The organism is Mesorhizobium sp. M0909, assembly GCF_040319515.1.
Taxonomy (GTDB): Bacteria; Pseudomonadota; Alphaproteobacteria; order Rhizobiales; family Rhizobiaceae; genus Mesorhizobium.
Map to the genome: position 1 here is coordinate 298,977 of NZ_JAMYOA010000006.1, position 12,351 is coordinate 311,327.

Genomic DNA, 12,351 nt, shown 5'->3' on the forward strand with positions numbered 1-12,351 from the left:
CTCCGGATTGATCATGTGTCGGTTCGAGACTGATGTTCGGCCAGCGCCGCATTGAGACGCAGGACACTGAGTGATGGGGCGGCGGGCGGCATACCGGCAGCGACGACCTCGTCGATCAATTTGGCTGCTGTGGTCGCTGTGGCAAGGTAGCCGATCGTTTCCAGTATATCGTCAGCGCCCCGCCGCACGGCTTCGTCGTTTCCCGCAACGGCGGAACGCAAAGCGGGAAGAGCTGACCCGTTCGAAAGATCGTCCCATTCCAGCCAGCCAGCATCAATGCCTTCCGCCAGATTGATCGCGCTGAGGTAATTTGCTTGCTTGAGGATCAGCCGGACGAGAGCCCGTTTCCTGCGGCCGTCCAGACGCGGCACAAGGTGCAACACGAACAGCGCCGGTTTGCCGCCTTCGGTGACAAGCATGTCCGCCATATGCGTCACCGCCGCGTCGCTCCCAGAAGCGGCGACCATTCGGGCGATCAGGATATCAGCGTTGTTGTCGGCGCCGAACTGCCAGGCTCCGATGAATTCGGGTTCCGTGATGCCGAACCGTCTGGCGAGGTCGACCAGATTGCAGGTCTCGAACAATTCGGCGCGGCGCTTTTCCTGCGCCGGGATTTGAGTTTCGCCGGCGTGTAGGTGGTCCGGCGGCGGATGAAGCCGGATTTGCCTTCGCCGATGAAGACGGCGAGTTCGACTGCTGGATCCTCCGCCCCGCCTTCGCTCGAATGGCCGTGCTCGCCCAACCTTGCCAGCAACCGGCCAGCCAGGTCCTGCACCTTGCCGGAACGGTCGGTGGCGAGGCTTTTCAGGAACGGCGCGTCCTCGGCATTGAGGCCGAAGCGCATAAGTTCGATGAGCGCAAGCCTGACCTCCGCAGGTTCGCCCGAGGCCTTGGCCTCGATCAGCATTCGCGCCGCGGCCGGTTCGCGCCGGCGCATATCGGCCAGCGCGATGCGGCGCGCGGCGGGATAGAACTCATCCCAATTTTCCGCTGTGAGTTTCTCTTGCGGGTATGTCTTTCTCCATCCACACTGGCTTGCCAGTCGATCCATGGAGCGTAGACATCCGGGCTGTTCTGATCCGACGAGGGCATCCAGTCCATTGGGTGGAGCACGAAGCCGCGGCTGGCGACAAGCGTCACCACGCGCGTCTTGCGCCTTGCGTCGGCGGCTTGTTTCAGGGCGGCGCGCAAAAGCGGCCGCAACCGCTCCGGCAGCATTGGCAAGGCAAGCCCGGGCAGCGGCGGCCGCCGCTTGAGCGTCTTCGGCGCCGCCGGCCGCAAGGCGACGTCGAGCGCTTGCGCTGCAATTGCCAGGAGCCGGCGCTCCTGCTCGTCGGGACTTGCGCCGCCTGCGATTGCCTTCCAGGCGGCCGGAGCCAGATCGAAGGTGGCTCCGCCGGTGATCCAGCAATCGCGCATGGTCGCCAGGCCTGTTTGCTCGCCCTCATTCACGACAGGTCAAGCCTCCCGAACCCGCTTTGAGCCGCCAGAAGGTCAAGCCGAGCGCCGTCCCAGAGCGCTGCCGTGGCGGCAAGGTCGAGGCCGAGCAATGTCTGATTGACGGCGCCACTGATCGGCAAGGCGAGCCCTTGCGGATCATCGGCGGCCTGCCACCAGGCTGCGCCCCGATCGTCGACCAGGATCGGACCAGGCGGCAGCATGAGAGGGCTATCTGTGAGCCAGGGAGCGGCATCCTGATGGCACACATGCGCAGCCAGCGGATCCTTGGCGACGCCCAGGGTAAAATCGGGCCACGGGCCCGATGCGACGTCGCCCATGCGTTCTGCCACCAGCGCCCGGAGTGGCCGGTGTGATGGATAAAAGACCAACCGGGCATTGAAGCGATCGCCTGGCGAGAAGGCGTTGGATCGGCGTCCGGCCGAGGCGGGAAAATAATCGAGCAGCAGGGCAAATTGTGGTGTGGAGCTTTTCAGATCGAGCAGCCATGTCGAATGGCTGACCAAACCATCGCGCCGGGTCTCGATCTTCTCGCCGACAACCTCCCAGAGACTTTCGACTTGCATTGCATCGGGATTGGCCAGCACCTGTTCGCGGGTTTCGGATGTCGATACAAGCCGCTTCAGCTCGGGATCATCAGGCGCCGACCGCCAGGCCTTGGCCAGCAGCACGAGCTTGCCGAGTTCGCGGATCGCCGCATCCGGTCGTTCTTCGCTGCGCAGCGCCATCAGCCGCGACGGAATCTCGTCGATACGGCCGGCGAGCGCCGCTGCCTTCATATCGACCAGCCGCGCAGCAATCCGCCGGCAACGGTCGCTGCTGGCGTCGACAAACCCGGAAAGACCGAGCCTCAACTGGTCGGCAATCCACTGGTCGAGTTCATCGAGCGCCGCCGACACTGCTTCTCGTGTGCTTTCCGCCCGCTTGCGCTGCGCCGCCTCGCGACGCTCGACCGTTGCGTTATCTTCAACGGCGGCGCTCTCGTCCGCCCGTGCGGCTTCGCCAATGCTCTTGGCTTCCGCGCCCGGTGCCGGTTGCTGCACCGGCTGTGACGCCGTCTTCCGGCGTCGGCCAAGCCAGTCGTTCACCCATTCCAGCGTGGTATCGGCCGCGGCAAAACTGGCTGGCGCGGTGGCGGCAATCCACATCAGGGCCAGCGTGTGCTTGCATGGGAATTTGCGCGAAGGGCAGGTGCATTGGTAGCCGTGATCACCCGTGTCGACCACCACTCGATAAGGATTGGAGCCGGAGCCCTGGCATTCGCCCCAGATGAGCGCCTGCTGCTCATGCTTTTCGAGCCGCGGCCAGTTCGTTCGTTTGGTGAGCTTGGAGGCGGCGCTCAGCGACGCCTGATCGGGAGCAAGCGCCTCAATGGTCTTCAGATCGAATTCCAAGCCGCGCTTCTCCCCGCCCCGACGCAGTATAGATAGCGGTTTGTGACGAATTATTATAGCTCTGGCATGGTGAAGATTGGGCATGCCTTGGCCCTGTTTGATGGGCCAGGACATGCCTCAGACGCAAATGGGGTCGACTGTTATTCGGCAGACAGAACGGGCTTTGGCAGCCGGCGGCCTAGGCGGAAGCGTTCAGGCTCTGCCCTTCAGGAACTCGATCACCATCGCCGCGGTCCAGGTGAAGCGATTGCCGCCGAGCGGCTCGCCGCTGAGGGGACCGTAATATTCGGCAAAACCGCTCTCGGCGATCAGGTCGAGACTGGATTGCGTGATCCGTTGTGCGATTTGGCTGTGGCCGGCGGCGGCAAGGCCGTCGGCGATCATGTAATTGACCACCAGCCAGACCGGGCCGCGCCAGTAGCGCTTTGGGTCGAAGCGTCCATCGCCAGGATCGTGCGAGGGGACGATGTAACGCGCTTTGCCGGCGATGCGCTCGATCGTTGCAGCGATGGCCGCTGCCCGGCTTTCCGGAATGGCCGAAAACACCGGCAGAATGCCGCCGACCGACGCGCTGTCCACGAGCTTTCCGGCCACTCGGTCGAAACAAATGTACTGGCCATGTGTGTCGCTCCACAGCCGTTCCATCGTCGAAAGCCCCTTTTCGGCACGGGCGCGATTGGCTTCTGCGATTTCAGTTTCGCCAAGTGTATCGGCGAGATCGGCAAGGTCGGCGGCGGAACGGATCAGGATGGCGTTGAAGCCGGGATCGACGACCTGGAAGGGCGAGGCATCGTGCAGCCGGGTGTTGTCCCAACCAAGTTCGCGGAAATGCTGCAGCAGCCAGATATAGCGATCGTACTGGGCCCTGGTCGGTCGATGCGCAGGGTCGGCGTGCAGGATGTCGCGGCGGGTGTAGGGCTCGACGCCTTCGGTCGGCACGCGCTCGAACGCCTCGTCCCAGTCGATCGAGTTGTCGCGGCCGGACTCCCATGGGTGAATTATGGCGACCAGCCCTTCACCGTTCGGGTCGCGATTTTCGTAGAACCAGCGGTGCCAGGCGTCGATCTTCGGCAGCAGCGCGCGGGCGCGCTCGGCCGCCAGTTTCTTGTCCTTGGCCCGGTCGAACAAGCGGCGCACGGCAAAGCCGGCGACTGCCGGCTGGGTGATGCCCGAGGTGGCGGTCGGGCGGTCCGTTCGCCAGACCTCCGGCCCGGGGAAATAGCCGTCGCTCCAGACATGGAAGACGATGTGCGGCACCATGCCGTCCGGCCACTGGTGAGCGAACAGCGTGTCGATCTCGGTCCAGGCTCGGGCCTCGTCATAGTGGGCAAGACCGAGGGCGGTCAGGCAGGAATCCCAATTCCACTGGAACGGGTAGAGGCCTTTGGTCGGTATGGTGTAGGTGCCTTGGTCGTTTTCCCTGAGCACCTCGACGGCGCGGGCGATGGTTTCGTCAATGGCAAGAGATATCATTGAGGCGTTCGTGCTTTCAGGATCGAAGGAGGAATCAAAGGGCGTTCGTGGTTTCGGGATCGAACCAGCGGATGCGGTCGGGTTTGGGAGCAAGCCGAAGATGATCGCCGACCGCGACCGTGGCATTCGATTCGAGGATGGCGCGAAACAGGCCGCCCTCGACATCGCAAGTGACCAGCGTGTGCGGTCCGAGCGGCTCGACGACGCGCACGGTGGCGTTAATACCTTCGTTGCCGGCGTCCACATCCTCGGGGCGAATGGCGAATTCTATTGTCTGCTTGTCCGATTTGGGGCCGGGCAGCGTCACCCCGGCGACGGTCCAGTTGCCGTTCGCAGTCTTCGTCGCCGGGATGAAATTCATCGGCGGGTTGCCGATGAAGGAGCCGACGAAGCGGGCCGCCGGATTGCGGTAGACCTCTACCGGCGAGGCGGCCTGGACGATACGGCCCTGATGCATGACAGCGATGCGGTCGGCGAGGCTCATCGCCTCGACCTGGTCGTGGGTAACGTAGATGGTGGTGGTCTTGGACGCCGCCAGCACGCCCTTGAGCTCGGCGCGCATTTCGAGCCTGAGCAGCGCGTCGAGGTTCGACAGCGGCTCGTCCATCAGGATCACATCGGGCTCCATGGCGAGCGCGCGGGCGACGGCCACACGCTGGCGCTGGCCGCCGGAAAGCTGGCCCGAATAGCGCTTCAAAAGCTGCTCGATATGCATGAGCTCCGCGGTGCGGTTGACGCGCCCGTCGACCTCCTGCTGCGGCAGCTTCTTCATGCGCAGGCCGAAGGCGATGTTCTCGAATACCGTCAGGTGCGGAAAGACCGCGTAGTTCTGGAACACCATGGCGATGCCGCGGTCGCGCGGCGGCAGATGGTCGACGCGACGGCCGCCGATCCAGACCTCGCCCTGGCTTGGCGTTTCCAGCCCGGCGACGATCCTCAGCAGCGTGGTCTTGCCGCAGCCCGAGGCGCCAAGCAGCACCATGAATTCCTGGTCGGCGATGGTCAGGTCGATCGAATGCAGCGCCGTGAAGCCGCCGAAACGTTTTGCCACCTGCTTGATGACGATCTCAGCCATCGGCGTTCTCTTTTGTGCGCGTCATCGATTGGCGATCCCCCACATGGCGAACAGATATTTGCGGACGGCGAAGATGAAGATCAGCGCCGGGATAACCAAGGCAGCACCGCCGGCGAATTTGAGGTAGAGCGGCGATTCGCCAAGGCTCTGCAGCAGGAAGGCGGTCAGCGTCCGGTTCTCTATGGTGAGCACTGCGGCGGCAAACACCTCGTTCCAGGAGATGGTGAAGGCAAACACCGCCGACGCCGCGATGCCCGGCAGCGCCAGCGGCAGAATGACTTTTCGGAATGCCTGCAATCTCGTGCAGCCGAGCGTCCAGGCAGCTTCCTCCAGCTCGACTGGGATGCCGGAGAACAGCGAGAAGGTGATCAGCACCGCAAACGGCAGCGCCAGCGTGGTGTGGACCAGCGCCAGCCCGATCGCGGTATCGTCGAGGCCAGTGCGGATGAACATCACCGCCAGCGGCAGCGCCAGCAGCGGCAGCGGGAAGGCGCGGGTCATCAGCACGAGGAAACGGAACGTTTCCTTGCCTGGGAAATCGAAGCGCGACAGCGCGTAGCCCGCGGGTGCGCCGAAGCCGATCGAGAGGAGCATCGTCAGCGTGGCGACGAGAACGGAGTTCCACAGCGCCTTGGCGACACCGGCGAAATTGATGAAGAAAGAAAGGCTGCCGAAATCGAATGACGGGAAGAAGCGCTTGGGAAAGGCGGTCACCTCTTCCGGCGACGACAGCGCGTTGACGATCAACAGATAGATCGGCAGCAGCACCCAGACGCAAAGCAGGATGACGGCGGCGACAAGCAACCAGTTGCCGGCTTTGCGGGCCTCAGGCGCGGCGATCGAGAGCTCCGCGACCGTGCTCATATCCGCGCCTCCTTCGGCACACGCAGCACCCGCAGGAAGAACAGCGTGAAACCGATCGAGATGGCGAGGATGAACAGCGCCATGGCGGCGGCGACATTGCGGTCCTGCAGCGTGAACTGCCAATTGTAGGTCTCGCCCATCAGCACCGGCAGATTGGTGCCGCCGAGTGCTGCAACCACAGCAAAGACTTCAAAGGCAAGGATGACGCGCAGGATGATCGCCGTCTGCAGGCTTGGGCGCAGCAGAGGCAGCGTGATCTTGATGAAGCGCTTCCACGGGCTAGCGCCAAAAACCTCCGCCGCCTCGTAGTATTCCCGGGGGATCAGCCCCATGCCGGCGACCAGAATGACCATCATGATGGCGGTCGCGCGCCAGATCTCGGCCAGCGCCACGGCGATGAAGATCGTCAGCTTGCTCTGGTAGCCGAGGAACATAACCGGCCTGTCGATGACGCCGAGATTGGAGAGCAAGGTGTTCAGGAAGCCGGACTGGTCGAAGATGGCGAGCCAGATCAGCCCGGCGGCGAGATCGGAGATGCCGAGCGGAATAGCGAAGATGTAAAGCGCGGTGCTGCGCCCGGTTTCAAGCCGCGACACCACCGTTGCCATTAGCAGCGCCATCACCAGTTGGATCGGCACCACGATGGCGCTCAGCAGCAGCGTGTTGCGGACCGTGACCGGAAACTTCCAGCTGCCCGCCATGGTGCGGAAATTGTCGAGCGTAAAGCCGCCGTCGCGGGTGAACGCCTCGAAGGCGACCAGCGCGAACGGGTAGAGGAAGAAGACGCAGAGGAACAGCGTCGCCGGCATCAGCAGCAGATAGGGAAGGGCCTTGCCGTGCATGGAGCGCTCTCTATTCGACGCTTGAAAACGGGTGGGCGCCCGGCGCGCTGGAAATCCGGACGCCCAGGGAGGATTCTTAGTCGACCGGGCAGGCGCCTTGCGATGGCTTGTCGGGCGCCCAGCACGGCGCCTTCGCCTGTTCGATGATCGCTTTAAGCGCCGTCGCCTGTTCGTCGAGCACGCCGTGCACATCCTCGCCGCCGAGCACGATGCGCTCGAAGCTGTCGGTGTAGATCTGATTGAACTTGCCGCCGAGGCCGCCAAGTCCCATCGGCAGCAGCGCCGGCAACGCATCGGGAGCTGCTGTCATGGTGGCGATCACTGGGCTGAAGGCCTTCACCGAGGCCGGCATGTCGTCGGGCAGCTTGACGTCGACGATGGGGAAGAAGTTTGTCGCCTTCAGCGTCGCGATCTGGGTTTCCGGTTTCAGCATATAGGCGACCAGCGCCTTGGCCTTGTCCATGTCAGGCGAGGTCTTCGGGATAGCGACACCGGCCACCACCGGCATGTAGCCGCGGCCTGCCGGGCCAGCCGGCGCCGGGAAGGCGACAAACTCGTCCGGTTTCTGGTTGAAGGCGTCGGCGAGGCGCGCCACGTGATCGAATGCCACCCAGACTTCGCCGGTCAGCAGCGGCTCCTGCATGAAGGCATAGTTGGGCGAATTCGGGTTGGTGTACTGCCACAACTCCTTGAATTTGTTCCACGCCGTCTCGGCCTCCGCCGAGCGGAACTTGGTCACCATCGAACCGGTATAAGACGGAAGGAGAAAACCCTCGAAGAAACGATGCTTCAGCCCTTTCGGGCCGGCCGGAAAACCGAACTTGGGCGAACCGGTCTTTTCAGCGATGTTTTTCGTCCACTCGATCAGTTGGTCATAAGTGATGGTGTTGAGATCGGTGCCGGCCGGCAGATATTGCAGCGCCTGTTTGTTTGCCGCCATCAGAAAGGTGGCCTGCATCCATGGCAGGTACTTCTGCTCGCCGGTGCCGAGCATGCCGAGCTTCTTGTAGGTCTCGTTGACCCTGACGCCACCGAGATCGACGCCAGAGAGATCGACAAGGTTCGCGCCCACGGTGGAGAAGTCTCCGTGCAGGCCGCCGAGCACACCTATGGTGCCGGAGCCGGCCTGCAGTTCGGCCTGAAGGCGGGTGAGCCAGGGCCCGTCCTCGGCGACCTGATAGTCGACCTGGCCGTCAAACCCCTTCAGCACTTCGCTGCGCATCTTCTGTGTCTCTTCCACTGGTCGCGCCTGTGTCGACCAGAACAACACCTGCTGGGCTTGTGCTGCGCCGGCAGCAAGCGACAACGCCAGCACCGCACCTGCCAATGTCCTCAACGCATTCATCGTCATCTTCCTCCCTGGTTGTGCGCCGCTAAGGCGTCAGTTCCGTCCTGTAGGTGCCGGGCCATGGCTTGCCCGCGAGACAAGTGTCGGCCGCACCAGCCGCGTCAGCGGCGTGGTCGGCCTGTCGCCGATGACGGTCAGCAGCATCTCGCCGATCTCGCGCGCGCACTGGCGGATCGAGGCGTCGAAAGTGGTCAGCCCCGGCGGCGCATAGGCGGAGGCGGCTATGTTGTCGAAGCCGATCACCGACAGGTCGTGAGGAATGGCAAGTCCGGCGCGCCCCGCCTCTTCCATGACCGTCAGCGCCAGCTCGTCGAACAGCGCGACAATGGCCGTCGGCCGCTCGGCAGCGTGCAGCAGCCGGTTGATCGCCTGGATGCGGGCACCGCGATCGAAACGCGGCGCCGTCGCCACATCGAGCCTGACCGACGGATCGCCCCGGCGGGCGATCGCGGCGGCGAGCCCATCCTGCCTAAGATGGCGAAACGTCATCGGCTCGGAAATCGTCACCAGGCCGAAATGCCGGTGTCCGAGGTCGTAGAGCATGTCGAAGGCTTCGCCGAAAGCATGTGCGCCATCGGTATCGAGCCAATGGTAGGCAAAGTCGCCGTCGAGCAGCCTGCCATGCGCGACGAAAGGGAAATTGCGTTGGCGCAAATAGGCAAGCCGCTCGTCGACCTCGGCGATACGGGTGACGACGACCCCGTCGGCGCGGCCCGATTCGACGACATGGCGAAGCACGGAAAGTTCCGACTGGCCCTGCGCCGCTGCGGCCAGGATCAGGTCGGAGCCGTGCGAAACCAGCCCTTCGCCGAGCCCTGTGACGAATTCGCCGAGGAAGGAATCGACCAGATTGGGGCCGCGGATCGGCAGCACCATGCCGACAAAGCCGCTGCGGCCGGAGACCAGCGTGCGGGCTGCGGTATTCGGCACATAGCCGGCCAGGCGCGCGGCCTCGGTGACACGTTGGCGCGTTTTCAAGGCGATCTGCTCGTGGCCGGCAAGGGCCCGCGAAACGGTGGTGATCGACAGGCCGAGCTGCGCAGCAAGTTCCTTGAGGGTGGTAACCCGGGCCGGCATCGTTCCTCCCGAACGAAGTTTGAAACGTTTGTAATCACTTCAAGCGAAATTGCAAACGTTTTAAATGACGCGCGATCGGTTTTGTTTCTTGCTCGTTGGGTAGCGCGGCCCTATCGACCCCGGCCCGCAAGCTCCTGGTCGGCGATTTAAACGCAGCGGTTGCTTGACTCGGGCGACGCCTTGTGAAAAATTTTGCAGCAACTGATAAAAATATCAAAGGGCGGAAATGGTTGGTTTTGGCAACGGCCTGCTGCGCGACGATGAGACAGGTATGGCAGCCCGTGCCGCCTGGCTTCACTATGCCGGCGGCCTGACCCAGTCGGAGGTCGCCAAGCGGCTCGGCCTGACCAGCCTCAAGGCGCATCGCCTGATCACCAAGGCCAATCAGGAAGGCCTGGTCAAAGTCTATATCGACGGCGAAGTCTCCGAATGCGTGGAGCTTGAGGACGAGTTGTCCGGCCGCTACGGCCTCGACTATTGCGAGGTAGTTCCGGACTTCGATGCCGAAGACCTGCCGCTCAAGGCGCTCGGCATCGCCGGCGCGCAGTTTCTCAAGCGCGAGATCGAACGCGGCGAAGAGGCGCTGATCGGCGTCGGCCACGGCCGCACGCTTGCCGCCTGCGTGGAGTATCTGCCGCGCATATCGGCCGGCCGGATCCGTTTCGTCTCGCTGCTTGGCGGCCTGACGCGCAAGTTCTCGGCCAATCCGCATGACGTCATCCACCGCGTCGCCGAACGGACCGGTGCGGAGGCCTATGTGATGCCCGTACCGATGTTCGCCAACACGGTCGAGGATCGAACCGTGTTGCTCGGGCAGAAGGGCGTCAGCGATGTCTTCGACCTCGCCAAGTCCGCCGACTTGCTTATCGCCGGCATCGGCACCGCCGAGCGTGAGGCCTCGCTTGTCGCCACCGGTATGATCGAGAAGGGCGAGATGGAGGAGATCCGCCGTAATGGCGGCGTCGGCGAACTGCTCGGGCATTTCTTCGACGACGCCGGAAAGGCCGTTGCGACGACGCTTTCCGACCGGGCGCTGGCGCTGGCGCGCGAAGACATCAGCAACCGCAGGATTGTCGCCGTGGCCGGCGGCAAGGTGAAGGTTCGCGCCATCAAATCAGTGCTGGAGGGCCGCTATCTCAAAGGCTTGATAACTGACGAGCGGACGGCGCGATCGCTCGTGGAACAGACGCCGGTCGGGTAGCCGGCAACCATTTCGTTGAAACTACCCTGTGGAGGAGAAGAGAAATGCATGAGAAAGAGAAAGACCTCATCGACGCGTTCCTGCGTGGACAAGTCGACCGCCGTGGGCTGATCAAGGGCCTCGGTGCAATGGGCCTTGCCGCCAGCACCGCCGGCACACTGCTCAATTTCGGGCAGACCCGCGCCCTGGCGGCTGATTTCGACTGGCAGGCGCATAAGGGCAAGACCATCAAGCTGTTGCTCAACAAGCATCCTTACGCCGATGCGATGATCGCCAACCTCGACAATTTCAAGCAGTTGACCGGCATGAATGTCGTCTATGACGTGTTCCCCGAAGACGTCTATTTCGACAAGGTTACCGCCGCGCTGTCGGCCAGCTCGCCCGAATACGATGCCTTCATGACCGGCGCCTACATGACCTGGACCTATGGCCCGGCCGGCTGGATCACCGACCTCAACGAATGGATCAAGGATTCGGCCAAGACCAACCCGAAATATGCCTGGGACGACTTCCTGCCCGGCGTCAGGAAGTCCTGCGCCTGGAACGGCCAGCCTGGCGGAGTGCTCGGTTCCGACGACGCCAAGCAGTGGTGCATTCCGTGGGGCTTCGAACAGAACAACATCACCTACAACAAGGGCATGTTCGACAAGGTCGGCGTCAGCGTTCCCGGCAATATGGATGAGATGGTCGCTACCGCGGCGAAACTTACCAAGGATGTTGGTGGAGGCGTCTACGGCATCGGCGTGCGCGGCTCGCGCTCCTGGGCGACCATCCATCCCGGCTTCCTCTCGGCTTACGCCAACTTTGACCAGAAGGACCTGAACGTCTCGGCTGACGGCAAATTGTCGGCCGCAATGAGCACCGCCGAATCCAAGGCTTTCCACAAACAGTGGGTCCAGATGATTCAGGAGAGCGGCCCCAAGGACTGGTCGACCTACACCTGGTACCAGGTCGGCACCGATCTCGGTGCAGGCGCCTCGGCGATGATCTACGATGCCGACATTCTCGGCTACTTCATGAATGGCGGCGATAACAAGATGGCCGGCAAGCTCGCCTTCGCGGCGTTCAAGGCCAATCCCGCCGCCAAGGCACCGACGCCCAATATCTGGATCTGGTCGCTGTCGATGTCCAACTTCTCCAAGGACAAGGACGCCACCTGGTACTTCATGCAATGGGCATCCGGACCCGAGCATGCACTGTTCGGTGCGACCAAGATGGACTTCGTCAATCCGGTCCGCCAGTCGGTCTGGAACGACCAGATGTTCCGGGACAAGTTGAACAAGAGCTATCCCGGTTATGTCGAGATGTTCGACGTCTCGGCGCCGGGCGCCAGCATCAAGTTCACTCCGCAGCCGCTGTTCTTCGATCTCACCACCGAATGGGCGGCGACGCTGCAGAAGATGGTGGCCAAGGAAGTGCCGGTCGACGAGGGCCTCGACAAGCTGGCCGAGAGCATCAACGGCCAGCTCAAGGAAGCCGGGCTCGGCTAAGCCGCGGCAAAGGCTGGCCCGTCGCGGGCCAGCCTTTGAGATGTGATCGTTTGCGACGCGGTCCCGAAAGGTGCCGCCTGCTCGCCCGACCGGCCGCCTTGCTCCCTTGGGCGGCCGGGACGGCGAAGC

The 12,351-nt window shown here is 63.3% G+C and carries 11 protein-coding genes; 2 read left to right on the forward strand and 9 right to left on the reverse strand.

Annotation, left to right across the window (positions count from 1 at the left end; translation table 11 throughout):
* Window positions 1-11: 11 nt before the first annotated feature.
* The 9 genes from NKH83_RS12255 to NKH83_RS12300 all read right to left on the reverse strand — a co-directional run bounded on the left by NKH83_RS12255 (window position 12) and on the right by NKH83_RS12300 (window position 9,531).
* Window positions 12-428 (reverse strand): hypothetical protein, encoded by a 417-nt coding sequence (locus NKH83_RS12255; protein WP_352804592.1) that lies wholly within the window; start codon window positions 426-428, stop codon window positions 12-14.
* A 47-nt stretch (window positions 429-475) separates the two neighbouring features.
* Window positions 476-1,411 (reverse strand): DUF5691 domain-containing protein, encoded by a 936-nt coding sequence (locus tag NKH83_RS31625; RefSeq protein ID WP_502895566.1) that lies wholly within the window; start codon window positions 1,409-1,411, stop codon window positions 476-478.
* Window positions 1,412-1,448: 37 nt separating this feature from the next.
* Window positions 1,449-2,852 carry an SWIM zinc finger family protein gene (locus tag NKH83_RS12270; protein ID WP_352804594.1) on the reverse strand — a complete coding sequence of 468 codons (1,404 nt, stop codon included), beginning with the start codon at window positions 2,850-2,852 and terminating at the stop codon, window positions 1,449-1,451.
* 192 nt (window positions 2,853-3,044) lie between these two features.
* Window positions 3,045-4,325: an amylo-alpha-1,6-glucosidase gene (locus NKH83_RS12275; protein ID WP_352804597.1), complete on the reverse strand. Its 1,281-nt coding sequence runs from the start codon at window positions 4,323-4,325 to the stop codon at window positions 3,045-3,047.
* Between the two features lie 34 nt (window positions 4,326-4,359).
* Window positions 4,360-5,400: an ABC transporter ATP-binding protein gene (locus NKH83_RS12280; protein WP_352804599.1), complete on the reverse strand. Its 1,041-nt coding sequence runs from the start codon at window positions 5,398-5,400 to the stop codon at window positions 4,360-4,362.
* Between the two features lie 21 nt (window positions 5,401-5,421).
* A complete protein-coding gene (locus NKH83_RS12285) occupies window positions 5,422-6,264 on the reverse strand; it encodes a carbohydrate ABC transporter permease (protein WP_352804602.1) in 843 nt (280 codons plus the stop codon).
* Window positions 6,261-7,106, reverse strand: a complete 846-nt coding sequence (locus NKH83_RS12290; protein ID WP_352804605.1) for a carbohydrate ABC transporter permease — start codon at window positions 7,104-7,106, stop codon at window positions 6,261-6,263. Before NKH83_RS12290 ends, NKH83_RS12285 begins: the two co-directional genes overlap by 4 nt.
* A gap of 76 nt (window positions 7,107-7,182) precedes the next feature.
* The gene (locus NKH83_RS12295) at window positions 7,183-8,457 is read right to left on the reverse strand and encodes an ABC transporter substrate-binding protein (RefSeq protein WP_352804607.1); all 1,275 of its coding nucleotides are present in this window, start codon (window positions 8,455-8,457) and stop codon (window positions 7,183-7,185) included.
* A 30-nt stretch (window positions 8,458-8,487) separates the two neighbouring features.
* A complete protein-coding gene (locus tag NKH83_RS12300; protein WP_352804610.1) occupies window positions 8,488-9,531 on the reverse strand; it encodes a LacI family DNA-binding transcriptional regulator in 1,044 nt (347 codons plus the stop codon).
* A gap of 226 nt (window positions 9,532-9,757) precedes the next feature.
* On the opposite strand from NKH83_RS12300, the gene NKH83_RS12305 reads away from it, so the two are divergent.
* Entirely contained in the window at window positions 9,758-10,732 is a 975-nt protein-coding gene (locus NKH83_RS12305) for a sugar-binding transcriptional regulator (RefSeq protein ID WP_023676028.1), read from the forward strand.
* Between the two features lie 44 nt (window positions 10,733-10,776).
* The gene (locus NKH83_RS12310) at window positions 10,777-12,222 is read left to right on the forward strand and encodes an ABC transporter substrate-binding protein (RefSeq protein WP_352645344.1); all 1,446 of its coding nucleotides are present in this window, start codon (window positions 10,777-10,779) and stop codon (window positions 12,220-12,222) included.
* Window positions 12,223-12,351 lie beyond the last annotated feature (129 nt).

Coding starts and splice junctions, on each gene's coding strand:
- NKH83_RS12255 (WP_352804592.1), bottom strand. CDS start 428: ATGGCGGACATGCTTGTCACCGAAGGCGGCAAACCGGCGCTGTTCGTG.
- NKH83_RS12275 (WP_352804597.1), bottom strand. CDS start 4,325: ATGATATCTCTTGCCATTGACGAAACCATCGCCCGCGCCGTCGAGGTG.
- NKH83_RS12280 (WP_352804599.1), bottom strand. CDS start 5,400: ATGGCTGAGATCGTCATCAAGCAGGTGGCAAAACGTTTCGGCGGCTTC.
- NKH83_RS12285 (WP_352804602.1), bottom strand. CDS start 6,264: ATGAGCACGGTCGCGGAGCTCTCGATCGCCGCGCCTGAGGCCCGCAAA.
- NKH83_RS12290 (WP_352804605.1), bottom strand. CDS start 7,106: ATGCACGGCAAGGCCCTTCCCTATCTGCTGCTGATGCCGGCGACGCTG.
- NKH83_RS12295 (WP_352804607.1), bottom strand. CDS start 8,457: ATGACGATGAATGCGTTGAGGACATTGGCAGGTGCGGTGCTGGCGTTG.
- NKH83_RS12300 (WP_352804610.1), bottom strand. CDS start 9,531: ATGCCGGCCCGGGTTACCACCCTCAAGGAACTTGCTGCGCAGCTCGGC.
- NKH83_RS12305 (WP_023676028.1), top strand. CDS start 9,758: ATGGTTGGTTTTGGCAACGGCCTGCTGCGCGACGATGAGACAGGTATG.
- NKH83_RS12310 (WP_352645344.1), top strand. CDS start 10,777: ATGCATGAGAAAGAGAAAGACCTCATCGACGCGTTCCTGCGTGGACAA.